Annotated in this window: 10 protein-coding genes; all 10 read right to left on the bottom strand. The window is 35.8% G+C overall.

What is annotated here, in order from left to right; all coding sequences use genetic code 11:
* Positions 1-70 precede the first annotated feature (70 nt).
* Positions 71-2,707, bottom strand: coding sequence for a pectinesterase family protein (locus KI430_RS01325; protein ID WP_248876500.1), 2,637 nt, complete (start codon positions 2,705-2,707; stop codon positions 71-73).
* Positions 2,708-2,749: 42 nt separating this feature from the next.
* Positions 2,750-4,057 carry a polysaccharide lyase family 1 protein gene (locus KI430_RS01320; protein ID WP_248876499.1) on the bottom strand — a complete coding sequence of 436 codons (1,308 nt, stop codon included), beginning with the start codon at positions 4,055-4,057 and terminating at the stop codon, positions 2,750-2,752.
* A 205-nt stretch (positions 4,058-4,262) separates the two neighbouring features.
* Positions 4,263-5,042 carry a T9SS type A sorting domain-containing protein gene (locus KI430_RS01315; protein ID WP_248876498.1) on the bottom strand — a complete coding sequence of 260 codons (780 nt, stop codon included), beginning with the start codon at positions 5,040-5,042 and terminating at the stop codon, positions 4,263-4,265.
* Between the two features lie 476 nt (positions 5,043-5,518).
* Complete coding sequence (locus KI430_RS01310; RefSeq protein WP_248876497.1) at positions 5,519-6,310, bottom strand: T9SS type A sorting domain-containing protein; 792 nt, start codon at positions 6,308-6,310, stop codon at positions 5,519-5,521.
* A gap of 355 nt (positions 6,311-6,665) precedes the next feature.
* Positions 6,666-7,637, bottom strand: coding sequence for a pectinesterase family protein (locus KI430_RS01305; protein WP_248876496.1), 972 nt, complete (start codon positions 7,635-7,637; stop codon positions 6,666-6,668).
* A 4-nt stretch (positions 7,638-7,641) separates the two neighbouring features.
* Positions 7,642-8,586, bottom strand: a complete 945-nt coding sequence (locus KI430_RS01300; RefSeq protein ID WP_248876495.1) for an alpha/beta hydrolase — start codon at positions 8,584-8,586, stop codon at positions 7,642-7,644.
* 80 nt (positions 8,587-8,666) lie between these two features.
* The gene (locus tag KI430_RS01295; RefSeq protein WP_248876494.1) at positions 8,667-10,334 is read right to left on the bottom strand and encodes a glycoside hydrolase family 28 protein; all 1,668 of its coding nucleotides are present in this window, start codon (positions 10,332-10,334) and stop codon (positions 8,667-8,669) included.
* Between the two features lie 87 nt (positions 10,335-10,421).
* Entirely contained in the window at positions 10,422-11,258 is an 837-nt protein-coding gene (locus KI430_RS01290) for a rhamnogalacturonan acetylesterase (RefSeq protein WP_248876493.1), read from the bottom strand.
* A gap of 26 nt (positions 11,259-11,284) precedes the next feature.
* Complete coding sequence (locus KI430_RS01285) at positions 11,285-12,922, bottom strand: glycoside hydrolase 43 family protein (RefSeq protein WP_248878225.1); 1,638 nt, start codon at positions 12,920-12,922, stop codon at positions 11,285-11,287.
* Positions 12,923-13,066: 144 nt separating this feature from the next.
* On the bottom strand, positions 13,067-14,311 hold the full coding sequence (locus tag KI430_RS01280; RefSeq protein ID WP_248876492.1) for a glycoside hydrolase family 105 protein: 1,245 nt from the start codon (positions 14,309-14,311) through the stop codon (positions 13,067-13,069).
* Between the last annotated feature and the right edge of the window lie 13 nt (positions 14,312-14,324).

Here is a 14,324-nt window from a genome sequence, read left to right as displayed (position 1 = left end):
GTAATTTCATAGCAGATAAAAAGCCGTCCCATCGAAATGAAGACGGCTCTTATTATGAAAATTAAATTGTTTACTTTTTAATCAGTTTACCAGTTGATTCTCCCGAATTGGTTTTCAAATTGTAAAAATAGATTCCGGTTCTCAAATCTTTTGTATCGATTTTTAAATTATTCAGTCCTTTCTTTTCGTTACTTGTGATTGTTTTCACAACCCTTCCATTAACATCATAAATTTTAATACTAACATCAGAATTAGATTTCAAATCAAATGCAATGGTGACTTGGTCTGCAAACGGATTTGGGTAAACTAAAAGCTTGCTGTTTTTGATATCATTAACTGCTAAAGTTTCAAAGTCTATATTAACCGAAGCTTCCGGCATCCAATCGAAAACGAATGAAGGATCTGTATCTTTTTTGAAAACGTTAGAAACAGTGTAAACCTGAGATTCGGTTTGAGTTAAAACTACTCCACCATTGGCTCTCTGTGCTAATCTGTCAGGCGTTGCTCCAGCTCCGGTATTTCCATATTCCACGAATGTTACTGGAAGCGGCCCATTAATTGGTGTTGTCCAACCTGTTACATTCAGCATAGAAGGTGTTTCACATCTGATGAAAGCTGATTTTGGTATATTCTGCCAAGCTCTTCCGAAATGAAAATTGCTGATTACTATTCCGTTAAAGTCAGTTGTTCCGGCTGCTGGTACAGTCAAATTACAATCCAGGAAAACAAATCCGTATTTCGTAGTTGCTTCTGTAGAAGGTGCTGTTACAACACTATTGTTACGATTGATATAAGTTATACAATGGTCAAAGACAACCGTTTGGCGTCCAAATATGAAATCCACATTTCCTTCGATATAACAATTCTTAAAGTAAGCTCTTCCAATACTGTTTCCTAAATAAGTGTCCTGATAACCCAAAATCTTACAATCATAAAAAGCCTGACGATCGCCTTGCGTTTTAAGCGCTACAGCCTGAGTAGATGAATTGATTTGAGTATTAGCGGTTGAGTTAACAAATGTATTGGCAACAGTAATTTTGGACGCTGTAAAATCACTTCCGAAAATCGCCATCGTTTGTGACAGAGAAGTTCCATAAGCAGTTCCCGTATCAGGGTTGATGTCTCCAGCAGAAATATTATTGGTAATAACAGTTGTATCCGCATTATCTCCAACTAGAAAGACATTAATTTTACTAGACAAAAGCGTCGGTCTTTCTGTATAAGTTCCAGGTTTGATATGAAGAATCCATCTTCCTGTGTAATTATCCGGTACTGCATCAAAAGCTGCCTGTACAGTTGTATAATCTCCGGAACCGTCTTTAGCAATTGTTTTGATAACATCTGGTTCTGTAGCTTTTGTATTAACGGTAGCTTGGGAACCATAAGATGTTCCAGCCGAATTGGTTGCAAATGTTCTAACATAATATAAAGTAGAAGGCATCACACCATAAGCATAAGATGAAAAAGCACCAAGACCTGTTCCTGTAGAAACTTTTGTGGCATTATTAATTGTTGGATTCTCCGCTGTTGAATAAACGATTCCTCTTTCTGTTACATTGGCACCGCCCCAGTCTGTAACGTTTCCAGAAACCACAAAAGACTTATTGGTAACTTGGGATTGAGAAGTTGTTGTTACTGTTGGTGCAATAATATTGGATAATGTTGTAAAACTAACCTGACTTCCGTACGATGTTCCTGCAGAATTGGTTGCGTAAGCCTTAACATAGTAAGTTGTTTCTGGCAGCAATCCTGATAAATTACTTACATACGAGCCTGAAGTCGCATTTTCAGTCGTTTTAGAATCTGCGATCGTTGGATTTTCACTTGTGCTGTAAACAACACCACTTGCTGTGATTGCGCCACCGCCGTTGCTGGAAATTGTTCCTCCTGTAACTGCTGTTGTTGTGGAAATAGATGAGATTGCTGTTGTAGAAACTGTCGCAGGATTAGCAACAGAGCCTTCCATAGTTCCGGATATTTTTACATTTCTAAGTGCAAATTGTTTCCCTGTAGTTGCAGAAGCAATGTAAGGATAGAATCGAAGATAAAATTTTTGACTTCCAGAGATTACAACCGATGTGGCAAGAGTGACATCCAGAGTTAACGCTTTTCCGCTAGGTGTTAACTGAGTCGCACTTTTGATCTGAACTCTGTCCGAGAAATCTGCATTCAAACTATAAAATGCCTGATAATACATATTGCTAGTTCCACCAGCTCCAACCTGAGCTTCTACTCTATTGATGGTAAAAGTTCCGCTATTAGTAGCGTTAACTTCAAACTGAACATATTTCGTTTCGTCGATAACTGTCGTACTTCCAGTTCCCGTCCAACTATTGGTGTTGGTTCCTGTATACTGGTAGAAATCGACATTACTATCAGTTGTTCCATCACCCGTGAAATCAACTTTATAATTGACTTCCGTTTTTAATATTGTCGTTGGATAACTTACTGCTGATTCCAGATTACCTTCTAAAGATTTGGTGGTAACATCTGCAATCAGAGGCCAGTTGACAGAAGCCGGTGTTGCTTCAAATAGTTTTGAATATTTTTTTGAAGATTCTGTTTTACTCTCAATTTCCTTTATTGAGGAAAAAGATGGCTTTGAAACTTCATTGATAGAATCTGACAAAAAAGAAATGCTCTTTCCGATTCCGAAAATCGTAGCTGTACTGAACAGCACAATTGGCAAGATTAGACTTTTTTTCATGAGTAGTTAAAGTTAATAGTAAGTGTAGTATTTGATTCTAATTTATTTTACAATCACTTTTTGGGTGTAAGAACCTTTATCAGTTTTCACTTCAAAAAGCTTCACTCCCTTACTCAATTTTTTAATTGAAATTGAATGGATTGTATTATTTCCTTTATTAATATTTCCCTGATAAATTGTTCCTTCTGATTTTCCTGAAATATCTGTCACGTTAATTTTTACCAACTGATTATTTTCAGAAAAAGCTTTTAAAGAAATCTGTTCCGAAGCCGGATTTGGGAAAAGTAGAAATTCAGATTTTGACTTGGAATGGATTTCATTTGTTGCTAAAAAAACACAATCGGTTGGTTGTAACAAAACTGCGCCTGCACCTGACATAACCGTTTGTTTCACATCCTGAGATGCAATTTTGTTAATCGAGTAAGGTGGCGTAAAAGCTGTTCCTGAACCAACTGCTGTTCCCGATGTCCCAACAAATGTATTATCAACAGATTGAGCGGCAGTGAAATTCCCGGTTTCTAAACGGATTGGATTTTTCACGCCCTCAAAATAATTACCTTCTATTAGCAAATCTGCTTTATAACCTGCATAAATACAGTAATTACTTACAGAACTATTAAAATAATTATTCAAAAGATGAACTTTTCCGTAACGTACTCTTGGCATTCTTTCTCTTACACCATTGGCCCACCAACAATATTGCATCGTAATTCTCAATTTTCCTTCATCTTGAGTCGCATCATCACCAGAGCCAAAAAGATTAGAGAAACGGTGATCATTACTTCCACCAGAACCGCCAGGAATCGGAGCTTTCAGATATTCGAATTTTGTCCATGTTATAGTAATTAGATCAGAAGCATTTTTGATATCAAGATTACCATCCAAAGCATCCTGAAATGTACAGTGATCCACCCAAACATTGGTGCAGTTATCAATGGTCATATTATCATTTCCATCTACATCATAAGCACCAGGACCTTCAAACGTGATATTCTTTATCAAAATATTGGAACTGCTTTTCAGGGTAAGAATTCCTGAACCGCCAGCCGTAAGATCCGTAGAAATCAATCTAGCGCCGGATAAACCTAAAATGGATTTGTTGGTTTGATTATTCAACGTCAACCGTCCGGCAGCAGGAAAAGTAATTTGCCCCGAAACGTGTATAACTTTTACCGAGGTACTGTTTACTGCAGCTCTTAACTCTGCATAAGTCGTAACAACAGTAGGAGTTGCTGATCCGCCTCCGGTAACACCATTTGTAGAAGCCCAACCGGAAACAGGACATTGTGCGTTTAGATGGGTAATAATAGTTGATGTAAGAAATGTGAGTATTAAAAATATTCTTTTCATTAGAAATAAAAATATGTAAGAATTGATGAGAAGATTAAAGTTGATTTAAATCACATATAATTGATTAACAGTAATTTAAACATCAAAATTATTTTAATTGAGGCAAAAAAAAGTTTGATAAAAACACGTTTCATCAAACTTTAATTAATGAAAAATTTAATTTATTTAAATTTTTATTGATTCTCTATATGCTGTAGAAATAGTCTTATCTGATTAAAACTTTCACAGATTTTTCACCTGCCTGAGATTTAAGATTTACGATATATAAACCTTTAGTACTCAATTCAAAGTTAGCATCAGTAGAAGTCGTCATAGATTTTACCAAAGATCCGTTCGCATTGAAAATATTAACCTCTGTATTTTTAGATTCAAGATTAGAAACCACTACTTTGTTTCCATTGGTATAAACTGTAGCTTTCAAATCTTTCTTCACATCATTCACACCAAGAACTGTGTTTCCAACGTTAGTTGCCGTAATTTTATAAATGTTAAGAGACTGATCTCCGTAGATATAGATATCTCTTGCAGGTCCAGCATAATCATAAGTATAGATAATACCATCTTGCGAATTAGAATAAGTCTTAGAAGCTAAAATTTCTGTTCCTGTACCGATATACAAAGTTCGGTCTCCACCACCTCCGTTTTTGTACCAAATAGTAATAGAAGAGTTACCATTTGCTTTAAAGTATATGTAACGTTGTGTCGGCGTTGTATTAACTCCTGTCGAAGTATAACCTCCACCATTCAGTTTAAAACGTTTTGATGCGGAGTAGCCATCTGAAAAAGTAGCAGTATTAGCTTCCACAGCTCCAAAATTAACAACAGTTTCTGGTCCAGGAACCAATGCCAGATTATTTTTCACTTTTGCAGTTTCACCAGATATCACTGGCCAAGCAGCAGATGAAAAGTCCCAAGTGGTTTGCGCTTTCACGTTCCCTACAGTAGCAACAACTGCAAATGCTAAAAGAAGTAATGATTTTTTCATGATAAAATGATTTATTAATTGTTTGTTTAAGTTTTTAATGCAATCGATTACACAAATATTTATAGTAATTCGACGGTTCTAATATAAAATTATTATTCAATTCCAAGATATTTTCTTTTAATTTAATATTAATTTTCTTTAACACTAGACAGAAACCCTCTATTAATAATGGTTTCAAATTAAAATAACAAGTGTAAATTTTAATATTTTAATCTTGAAAAAGTTATTTTTTAGATTAAAATCTGCGCAATCGGTTGTCTTAATTTAACTAAAAACACATCCAAGTTCTTGGAATAACTAAATTTCCAAAAAAAAATCTATTATCTATGTCATACTGATAGACATCTATTGTTTCAAATAGAAATATTAAAATAAAATTGCTTTAATAATATTCGAATCAAAGAAAAACCCTTAGAATAAAGATTCCAAGGGCTTTCTTAAAAAAATAATATGAAAAATATTTATAACTTAATTTTTTATTTAATCATAACCTTCACAGATTTTTCTACTGCTTCTGATTTCAGATTTACAATGTAAATACCTTTATTATCGATCACAAAATCAGTATCCAAAGTCGTTTTCAAAGATTTGACCAACGTACCATTAGCAGAATATACATTAACCTGAGTATTCTTAGCATCTAAATCTTTGATGTAGATTTTGTTTCCTGCAGAGAAGGCATTTAGTTTATTTTTAGACTTTACATCACCAACAGCCATTGTAGCATTATCAGTATATTCTATTTTATACAAACTATTATCACCACTACCAGTCGTTATCAAGATGTTTCCAGCAGCACCTGTATAAGTATAAGTCGCAATAGCTATATCAGCAGTTGTATTTCCTGCAAATGTTGTTGAGCTCAACACCTTTCCGGTTTCGTCCGAAATCAGAATTGACCTGTTAGCTCCTCCTCCTCTTGCCCAAAACTTAATCACAGCGTTGCTAGACACCGCAAATTGCAAATACCTTCTTGTCGGCATAGAAGTCGTTCCTACAGCAGGATTCGTAGAACCGCTATAGCTGTTACCGCCAAATTGTAAACGTTGAGTAGGAGCATAACCGTCGTCAAACGTTGCAAGACTGTTAGTCGCTATAGTAAGATTGCTGCCTCCTGTAACAAAGGACAAACCATCCACAGTTTTATCAATCGCAATGGCACCAGCAGGAAATCTTGAAGTATCGCTAAAGTCCCAAGTTTTACTTTGAGAATTGAATGTAACTGCAGAAATCCCCGCAAACATTAAAGAAAATAATAGTTTTTTCATAATAAATGAGTTTATAGTTGTTTGTTTTATATTAGTTGCGCAATCGATTACACTATTTTATGTAATTAATCGACGGTTCTAATATAAAATTATTTCTATCTCATCCGATATTTTTCTGATTTTTTTTTGAAATTGAGTTTAGTTTAAATTAACAAATGATTAAAATTTGCTTTAAATAAAGAACCAGCAGATTAAATAATTGTTTAAATATTTTTCAAACAAGTTATTTATAAAATGACACAATGAAAGAATAATGGTAAAAATACATAGCAATCGATTGCATAAAAATTCCCAAAATCGTAACCGAAAAGTCAAAATTTTAAGCTTGAATAAAATTTCGTTTTGTGCAACAATCTTATGGAATCCAATTATTCGACTTCTTGAAAATCTTTTCAATCAAATAGTTTTTCAATTCGTACCTGGAAAGCTGATGTGACCACTCTACTCTTTTGTCGGGACTTGAGCCGACTCCTTTGCTTCCAAATTCTGCATAGAAAGCCGTTTTCTCTTTATCAGGAAACATTTTATCGCCTTTCCAAGGATTCCAGCCTTCTGGCAAAATATGGTTTTCCATTGTTGTATTGATGAAAACCGTTTTGGCATAAGGCCGCCACGGTCGCCCGAGATAGACTTTTGTAATACCTTCTTTTCCTGTCAAATGACAATCAATAAAGACAAAACCATATTGATTGTCTTTACTTGTTGCTGCAGCTGTGATATAAGAATTCGCCAAACTTTTGATTTCACAATTTTTGAAAACTGCAGTCGCCTGACCAAAAATAAAATCCGTCGTGCCTTCTATAAAACAGTTTTCATAATATTGCCGGCTGTGGTCAGTTGCGGAATAAAGCGTGTCCTGACAACCTAAAATTTTGGAATTTTTCATCACAAATCTGTCACCTTCTACGTGAAGTGCAACTGCTTGACCTTCATTACACGAAGAATTTTTAATGGTCAAATTAGAAATTTTAATATTATCTCCGGCAACTAAAAATGTGTAGGAATTGAATGTATTGAGTTTTTCATTGGTCAAAGGGTTCAGTTTTCCTGAGAAATCATCATTAGTAATGATAGTATTTTCTTTGTCTTCACCTTCAATTGTAATCCAATGCTTTGAAGAAGGAATCACTACTTTTTCATTGTAAATTCCTGATTTAATTTTAATCAAAGCCTCACCCGGACCTAAATCCCGAATCGAATTAATCGCATTCTGAATCGTTTTGAAATCTCCGGAACCATCTTTAGCAACTGTAATCGTGACATAAGGTGATTGAGCAAAATACAAAACCACGAAGCAAAAATTTAGAAAAGAAAATAGTTTTTTCATTGGATTAATTTTTCAAAACTTTATCCAGAAAATCAACCGTATATTTCAAAGTCTCATCAAACCAAGGCTGAACCAACCAAAACGAATGTGGAGAATCTTTGATTTCGTGAAATTCTGTTGGGATATTGTAACTTTTTAATAATTTCATCATATCATCTCTGCCAGCGTGAAATCTCGGCTGAGAGCTATTAATAAATAATGTTGGAGGCGTATTTTTTCCAACATATTCTAAAGGTGATGCTTCTTTCCAAAGTTCGAAATTATGAGCTTTTGTCGCACCAAACCAATAAGCCGCATAAGTACCTTCTTCGGATTTGGGATGAATAAATGAGACAATTCCATCGATATTGACAATTGCCTGAACTTTATTTTTCACACCAACCAAAGTTGCCAATTGCGCTCCGGCAGAGTTTCCACCAACCGCAATTTTCCTTTTATTAACAGCAAATTCTTTATGATGTTTCTTCAAAAATTTTAAAGCATCTTCTATATCTTCAACTCCAGCAGGATATTTTGCATCATCACTCAAGCTGTAATTGATTGCCATCGCCACATAACCTTTAGAAGCCAATTTCTGGGCGAGAAATCTTTCGTTTTCTTTACTTCCAGAAATCCAACCGCCACCGTGAACCAAAACAATTGCAGGATATTTCTGAGTCGAATCTTTAGGATAATAAATATCTGCCAAAAGCAATTTACCATTTCTGGTTTTGTATTCGATGTCTCTTTTGACTTTGATATTTTTTGGAAATTCCAGATTCAACGGTTGAATGAAAGGATATTTCTTTTTCAGTTTTTCATAAGTTCCTTCAATGGTGTAAGGTTGTGCTTTTGGTCTTTCGATTTCCTGAGAATAAATCTTCGAAACCGAAATCAAAACAATGGAAAAACGGATGAAAATCTTCCGCAGATGACTATTGTGATTCAAGTTAGCTTTGGTAGGTTTCATCCGTTTAATCTTTTTTTGGTATGTTAAGATTCTTCACTTCATAATGCTTCGCAAAATTCCGTTCTGAATGACAATTGTAATTATTTTACAGCATTCTTCGGAACATCTTTGGAAATCGATAATTTATCGCCTGAGATTTCTTTTGGTAATTTAATAGCTTTAGTTTTACTTCCGATAACCTTTACAAAAGGCGTTTTAGAAGATTCCAAAGTCAGTCCTGAGATGTCAACATTCTTACTATTATAGATTGTTGCACCGGTTCCGTCGGTATATTTTATTTTTACATTTTTCAGTGTAATTCCGTCTGCATCTACAATGGTTAAAGCTTTTTTAGTATCGAAATAAGAATCTTCCACCACGATATTTTTAAGGTTCATTTCAGATAAACCGTTTAATGACAAAGCTTCATAAGAATTGGAAGCTGTGATATTTTTGAAGAATACGTTTCTAAAAATTGGTGTCTCTTCGGTTACAGGAATTTGTTTCTCTACTCTTTTTTCGTCGTCCTCATTTTGGTCTTCTTCGATAATTGGCGAATTACCTTCGTAGAACATATTGAAACCAATAACCTGAGCCGGAATCCCCGTCATATCCACATTGCTAATCCAAATATTCTCAACAACACCACCTCTTCCTCTGGTCGTTTTGAAACGAAGACCAATATCTGTTCCGATAAACGTGCAATCTGAAGCGTGAAGATTTTTCACACCACCGGACATCTCACTTCCGATAACAATTCCGCCGTGAGCGTGGTAAACCGTATTATTTTTGATGATGACATTTTCTGTCGGAACACCTCTGTCACGGCCGTCTTTGTCTTTTCCTGATTTGATGCAAATCGCGTCATCACCGACATCAAATGTATTATTATAAACCAAAACATTCCTACAAGATTCCAAATCTAAACCGTCGCCATTCTGAGAATACCAAGGATTTCTAACAGTTAAATTTCTCAAAATTAAATTGCTTGACATCAATGGATGAAGATTCCAAGCTGGTGAATTCTGGAATGTTGGACCGTCCAAAAGAACTTTGTCACAACCAACCAAACTTACCATAACCGGACGAAGAAAATCCTTTACAGATTCTAATTGTTCTCTTGTTGTCAGCTTTTCCGGAATGTTGAAATTAGCCGTGCTTTCAAAACCTCTTTTGGAGCTCTCGCTTGGAAACCAAATCTTTTTATCGGCAGACAAAACGCCACCTCTGGACAATAATTCTTTCCACTGTCCATCGGTCATTTTTCCTTTCTTCACATATCTCCAGGCATCACCGTTGCCGTCAATCACGCCTTTTCCAGTGATGGCTATATTGGTCGCACCTTTCGCCGAAATCGGAGACTGGCAACGGGTTGTATTCAAGCCTTCGAAACTAACATCCACCAAAGGATAATCCGCAAAATCTCTGCTGAACATCACCAAAGCGCCGTCTTCCAGATGCAAATTGATATTGCTTTTCAGAACAATTGGTCCCGTTAACCAGATTCCTCTTGGAACGATAACTGTTCCGCCACCTTTTTGAGACGTTTCGTCAATGGCTTTTTTGAAGGCTTCGGTATTTTTTATGGTGCCGCCAGAAACAGCACCAAAATTTTTTATATTAACAGAAGTTGCAGGAAAAGATGTTTCTGCGACCATCGGCATTTTGAATTCTACATTTTTGTAAATATCAGAAATGCTCTGTCCAAAAGCGTTTCCTGAAAATAATGTTGCTAAGCTTAAAGCTAAAATTTTAATCGTTTTCTTCATTCTTATCTTTTTAAATTCTCGCAGATTAGACTGATTTTAAATTTGCTGAATTGGCAAAATCTGCGAGATAAATTTTGTATTTAAAAATTATTTCTTGCTTACTATTTTTTTGAATTCATTATAAACCAGCTGAGCGACTGCTTTTGCACCTTCCGGCTGGAAATGCGTATCATCTTTTTGTCCATTCGGATAAGCTGTGAATTTGCCTTCGGGAAGATTCATAAAATAAGTTGTTGTGACAAAGTCTTTTCCTTTTTGTGTGAAGAATTCTCTGGAAAGCTTATTCAAATCAATCACATCCACTTTTTGTTCCTGCCCGACTTCTATCATCGCTTTCGCATAATCTACGTGGCTGTCACCCAAAACACCGTCTTTCCAAGGGTAATTTCTGGAAACAGGCGTGACCAAAACCGGCGTTGCTCCTTTCTCCCGAACCTGATGAATGTACAATCTCAAATATTCCTTATAACCCGGAACATCCACATAACGGTCAACCTTTTTCTCCGATTCATCATTGTGACCAAACTGAATCAAAACCCAATCTTTCGGTTTCAGATTTTCAAAAATATATCGCCATCTGCCTTCCTGAAAAAACGTTCTCGTACTTCTTCCACCTTTAGCTTTATCAACAACCAAAACATTTTTTGCTAATGGAGATTTGAAAGTTTTGAGACTGTCAGCAACAAAAAACTCTTGAAAAACACCGCCCCAACCTTGCTGTGGATAACGCTTTTCCTGATAATTGCTTTCCAAAGTATAATCTGTCAGCGTAGAATCACCGGCTAGAAAAATATTGGTTGTGCTTTTATCTTTGGAAGGTTGAACGATTCTCTCTTTTTGATTATCCTGTTCTGTCTGAGCAACAATCATCACAGAAGCTGTGATAAAAAATGCTGTTGAGATATTTTTGAGGGATATTTTCATTTTTGATAATTATAATTTATTTCATTTTAATTTTTTGTAATTCTGAAAAAATCAAAATCGGCGTAACCACCTCTTGAAACTTTGGAATCGCTGACAGAATAAATTCCGACTTTTGCACCAATCCATTTTCCAGGTTTTGCCTGAAATGTTTCACCGATGTTCTCAAACTTCTTCCCATTTTCACTATAACTGAAAGTACAGACTCCGTTGGGTTCGCTGACATTGACTTTCAGGTAAACTTCGTTTGATTTTAATTTGATTTCGTTCAGAATTTTTTCTTCACCGCCTTTATCTGCTTTTTGAGCATTTCTTAATTGAAGATAAAATCCGTCAGATTTGTTGGTAATCACTAATGACTGGTAATCCATCCCCATTACCAGAAGTCCTGCAGTTTTTCCTTCTTTGGCATCTTCGGGAAATAATTTGACTTTTGTAGTGGCAGCAAAATTTGGAGCCGGGAATTTCTGAGTCAACAAGTTCGGAACATTCCAAAGATTTTTTTCGCCATCCGGAATTTTGATTGAAAACAATCTCAGATAATATTTTCCCACAAGTTTCGCTGACCAAACAACATTTTCATTTGCGCTCCATTGCCATGGCAAACCGATTTTATCATCATTGAATTCATCCGATTCTGCAGGAGTTTCAATTGGATACGATTTGCCAACATTTGGCTTTTTGAAAGTTAGAACCGGTTCTCCGATTTCATTTTTATTATTATCAATTCCGATTATTGGCCAGTCTTTTTCCCATTTCATCGGTTGAAGATGAACGATTCTTCCGCCTGCGTCTACATCCTGAAAATGATAAAACCAATCTTCGCCATTCTGTGTATCAACCCAAGCACCCTGGTGTGGTCCGTTGATTTTAGTTGAACCTTTTTCTAAAACGATTTTCTCTTCATAAGGTCCGTATATATTTTTTGAACGTAAAGCCAATTGCCAGCCTGTCGCTACGCCACCAGCCGGAGCAAAAATGTAATAATAACCATTTCGTTTATACATCTTCGGGCCTTCAATAGTTGGATGCGCATCGTGTCCGTCGAAAACGTGAATACCTTTGTCCAGAACTTTTGTTCCTTCCGGATTCATTTTATTAATCGTCAAAATACTCTTGACTCCTGCTCTACTTCCTGCCCAACCATGAACCAAATAAGCCTGACCATCTTCATCCCAAAACGGACAAGAATCGATAAGACCTTTTCCTTCCATTACCAAAACAGGTTCGTCCCATTTCCCGAAAGGATCTTTGGTTTTTAACATATAAATTCCGAAATCCGGGTCGCCCCAATAGATGTAATATTCATTGTTGTGAAAACGGATACTTGGCGCCCAAACGCCGTCGCCACGTCTTGGTTGATTAAAATGTTCTTTTGGAATTAAATCTGTAATGGCATAATTCACTAACTTCCAATTGATCATATCTTTCGAATGAAGAATTGGTAAACCTGGCATTTCGTTAAAACTGGAAGCCGTCATAAAATAATCATCGCCAACACGAATCACATCCGGGTCGGAATAATCTGCATACAAAACAGGGTTTTTATACATTCCGTTTCCTAAATCCGAAACCCAAACTTCTGAAACATAAGGTTTCGTTTTTTGTGCAGAAATCGGATTCAATGCTAATGTAAAAAAGAATAGGATGATATGTTTCTTGTTAATTTTCAATAATTTAAATTTTTATAGAATATTTTTTAACGCAAAGTCTGCAAAGATTTTTTTGAACTTGTTGAAAATATTTTAAGGTTCGCAAAGGCGTAAAAATCAACAAAGAAAGACAAAGAATTAAAAAACAGATTTATAATTCTATTTTTCTAATTCTAAACTAGCGAGGATGAATGGTCCGGTACCTTTTGGATCGTTGGAGCGGATTTCTTCATTCACATAATAATCATAAGTTCCGCTTCTGTAAGGTGTTCCGCCTAATCCTGCCACAGCACAGTTTTTATTGAGATTAACGACTCCGTTAGGTTCTACTGTAATTAGATTTTTCAGGATTCCGTTGTAGGCTTTTTTTGCAACTGTTTTGTAAGAAGTTGGAAGATATTTTTTTCTGGCTGCTTTTGCAAAAGTGTAGACGAACATTGATGAAGCTGAAGCTTCCAAATAATTTCCTTTTTCATTGCTTTTATCCAAAACCTGATACCAAAGACCTGTTTTACCATCTTGAACTTTCAACAAAGCTTCTGAGTAAGATTTCAAATAACCAATCAATTTTTCTCTTCCCGGATGATTTTCTGGCAGATAATCCAAAACATCTACGATCGCCATTCCGTACCAACCCATCGCTCTTCCCCAGAAATTAGGAGAAAGTCCGGTTTGTTTATCTGCCCATTGTTGTTCTTTGCTCTCATCCCAACCGTGATACAACAATCCTGTTTTAGAATCAACCATATGTTTCTGAATTACATCAAACTGATTAATAATATCATTATAAGCTTTTTCAGCTTCCGCACCATCATTAAACAACCTTGTGTAACTCGCATAAAAAGGTTCCGCCATATATAAACCGTCCAGCCACATTTGGTTCGGATAAATTTTCTTGTGCCAGAATCCGCCTTCTGAAGTTCTTGGATGATCGTTTAACTGTGATCTCAACAATTGAGCGCCTTTTAGATATTTTTCATCTTTAGTTGCCAGAAAAAGATAGATCAAAACATTGCCGGAATTCAGCATATCGAGATTGTACTTGTTGATATCGTAGGTTTTGATTGTGCCATCTGCATTGACTAATTCGTCTGCATAAGCTTTGATATAATCGTAATATTCTCTTTTTCCTGTTTTCTTAAATAGTTGTTCCGCACCTTTTAAAACCAATCCGTTGGGATAGCTCCATTTTGGCGATTTGTGAAAATCCAGCATCCAGGCTTCGGGAAAACGCTTCATCTCGGATTGCATCATTCTTTCTGACCAAGGCAGTTTTGTAGAAATGGTCTGTCTCACAACCTTCGAAACTTGTTGATTATTTTGCTTCGGCTGTTGTGCGCAGGAAAAGAATAATCCTGCTGCTAAAGCTGCGATGGTTAATATTTTGAGTTTACTGAATTTCATTTTAATTACTTTT

It is taken from the genome of Epilithonimonas zeae (assembly GCF_023278365.1).
In the GTDB taxonomy this organism is placed as follows: domain Bacteria; phylum Bacteroidota; class Bacteroidia; order Flavobacteriales; family Weeksellaceae; genus Epilithonimonas; species Epilithonimonas zeae_A.
This window is presented reverse-complemented; position numbering and strand designations above follow the sequence as displayed.